This window comes from Microbacterium sp. CPCC 204701 (genome assembly GCF_004010105.1).
Lineage (GTDB): Bacteria > Actinomycetota > Actinomycetes > Actinomycetales > Microbacteriaceae > Microbacterium.
In genome coordinates, this window is the sequence record NZ_RRYE01000374.1 from 1 (window position 1) to 2,819 (window position 2,819).

Below are 2,819 nucleotides of genomic sequence, written 5' to 3' on the forward strand. Positions count from 1 at the left end.
GGCGATCTCGTAGCCGTACGCCGGGTCGTACGAGACGGTGGCGGGGTTCGTCGACGCGAGGAGCTGCGAGTGCCCGTCGGCGTGCTGGAGGCCCTCGCCCGTCAGGGTCGTGCGGCCCGCGGTCGCGCCGATGATGAAGCCCCGCGCCATCTGGTCGCCGGCAGCCCACTGGGCGTCGCCGGTGCGCTGGAACCCGAACATCGAGTAGAAGACGTAGACCGGGATGAGCGGCTCGCCGTGCGTCGAGTACGAGGTGCCGGTTGCGGTGAACGCTGCCACCGCCCCGGCCTCGTTGATGCCGACGTGCATGATCTGGCCCTGCGGGCTCTCCTTGTAGGCCAGGAGCAGCTCGCGGTCGACCGAGGTGTAGTTCTGACCGTGCGGGTTGTAGATCTTGGCCGTCGGGAAGTACGCGTCCATGCCGAACGTGCGCGCCTCATCGGGGATGATCGGCACGATCCGGTGACCGAAGTCCTTCGCCCGGAGGAGGTCCTTCAGCAGTCGCACGAACGCCATGGTCGTGGCGATCTCCTGCGTGCCCGAGCCCTTCTTGGGCAGGGCGTACGCCTCGTCGCCGGGAAGCTGCAGGCCGACGTGGTGCGTGCGGCGCTCGGGCAGGAAGCCTCCCAGCGCGCGGCGGCGCTCCAGCATGTACTGGATCGTCTCCTCCTGCGGGCCGGGGTTGTAGTACGGCGGCAGGTAGGGGTTCTCTTCGAGCTGCGCGTCCGAGATGGGGATGCGCATCGAGTCACGGAAGTACTTGAGGTCCTGGAGGGTCATCTTCTTCATCTGGTGGGTCGCGTTGCGGCCCTCGAAGTGATGCCCGAGACCGTAGCCCTTGATGGTCTTCGCGAGGATGACCGTCGGCTGGCCCTTGTGCTCGGTGGCGGCCTTGTAGGCGGCGTAGACCTTGCGGTAGTCCAGCCCGCCGCGGCGGAGGTTGCCCCAGATGTCCTCGTCGGACCAGTCCTTGACGAGGGCGGCGGTGCGCTCGTCGCGGCCGAAGAAGTGCTCGCGGATGAACGCGCCGTCCTCGGCGCGGTAGGTCTGGAAGTCGCCGTCGGGGGTCGTGTTCATGAGGTGGACGAGGGCGCCGTCGACGTCCTTCGCCAGCAGCTCGTCCCAGCCGGAGCCCCACACCACCTTGATGACGTTCCAGCCGGCACCGCGGAAGAAGCTCTCGAGCTCCTGGATGATCTTCCCGTTGCCGCGCACCGGGCCGTCGAGCCGCTGGAGGTTGCAGTTGACGACGAAGGTCAGGTTGTCCAGGCCCTCGTTCGCCGCGACCTGCAGCTGGCCGCGGCTCTCCACCTCGTCCATCTCGCCGTCGCCGAGAAAAGCCCACACGCGCGAGTCGGAGAGGTCTTTGATGCCGCGATTGGTGAGGTACTTGTTCGTCATCGCCTGGTAGATGGCGTTGATCGGACCGAGGCCCATCGAGACCGTCGGGAACTGCCAGTAGTCGGGCATCAGACGGGGGTGCGGATACGACGGCAGGCCCTCCGGCGCCTTGGACTTCTCCTGGCGGAAGCCGTCGAGCTGCGCCTCGCTGAGGCGGCCCTCGAGGAAGGACCGGGCGTAGGTGCCGGGGGAGGCGTGGCCCTGGATGAAGATCTGATCGCCGCCGGCGGGGTCGTCGAGCCCGCGGAAGAAATGGTTGAAGCCGACTTCGTACAGCGAGGCGGACGACGCGTAGGTCGAGATGTGGCCGCCGACGCCGATGCCCGGGCGCTGGGCACGGTGCACCGTGATGGCGGCGTTCCAGCGGATCCAGCGGCGGTAGCGCCGCTCGAGCTCCTCGTCACCGGGGAACTCGGGCTCGTTGTCGGGTGCGATGGTGTTGATGTAGTCCGTGGTCGGAACCTGCGGCACATTGAGCTGCAGCTCGTGCGAGGTCTGCAGAAGGCTCAGCATGATCTCTCGGCCGCGACCGTGGCCCTTGGCCTGCACGAGCTGCTGCAGGGACTCCTGCCACTCGGCGGTCTCGTCGGGATCGCTGTCGAGGGGGTCCTGCGAGTACGGATCCTGATCGTTGACAGTCACAGAAGACCTTTCGTCGTCTGGCAGATCGTGCCAGGGAATCGCTGCCGGAGCGGTGCGGGCATTGTCAGCCTCGCACAAACGCACCATCTTCCAGCCTAGCGAGTTCGAGACGCTGCGGACGCACCTCGTAGACTGGCGGCACGGGCCTTTAGCTCAGCTGGTAGAGCGCCACGTTTACACCGTGGATGTCGTCGGTTCGATCCCGGCAGGGCCCACACGGGCACTCCCTTGCCCCCTTCCGCCCGACGGCGGCAGAGGGGATGCGCGGTAGGTTGTATGCGTGAACGCCAGCCCCGCAGACCAGCGCCGCCTCGTCGAGGTCGCCCAGCTCGACGCCCGGATCCGTCAGGCCGACAACGCCCGCAAGAACCCGCCGCAGGCGAGCCGCGTTCAGGAGCTGCTGGCCCGGCGGCAGGAGCTCTCGCGCGAGCTGTCGACGCGCCTGGGTGTGCGCGACGATCTGCGCGCGGAGTTGTCGCGCGTCGAGTCCGATGTCGTCGTGGTCGACGCGCGCGTCGCCCGGGACGCCGAGCGCCTCGCGGCGTCGACCAACTCGAAGGAGGCGCAGGGGCTCGAGAGCGAGCTGGCCGCCCTCGCGCGGCGCAAGAGCGATCTGGAGGACGCGGAGCTGGCCGTGATGGAGCGTCTCGAAGCGGCCGAGGCCGCCGTGGCCACGCAGGAGGCGCTCATCGCGGCGACGAACGCCGAAGGCACCGAGCTCAGCGCCGAGGGCAAGCGCGCGGTCGCCGAGGCGACGGCGGCCCTCGACGCCGCCA

2 protein-coding genes and 1 tRNA gene are annotated in these 2,819 nt (G+C 68.5%); 2 read left to right on the forward strand and 1 reads right to left on the reverse strand.

What is annotated here, in order from left to right:
* A partial coding sequence (gene aceE, locus EIO58_RS15575; protein WP_127820275.1) for a pyruvate dehydrogenase (acetyl-transferring), homodimeric type occupies positions 1–2,043 on the reverse strand: 2,043 nt, incomplete at its 3' end.
* A 142-nt stretch (positions 2,044–2,185) separates the two neighbouring features.
* Between aceE and EIO58_RS15580 the strand changes: the two genes are divergently transcribed.
* Both EIO58_RS15580 and EIO58_RS15585 read left to right on the forward strand, forming a co-directional pair.
* Positions 2,186–2,258 (forward strand) — tRNA-Val (locus tag EIO58_RS15580).
* A gap of 65 nt (positions 2,259–2,323) precedes the next feature.
* Positions 2,324–2,819, forward strand: a 496-nt coding sequence (locus EIO58_RS15585) for a zinc ribbon domain-containing protein (protein WP_127820276.1), incomplete at its 3' end; no start/stop codon positions are given.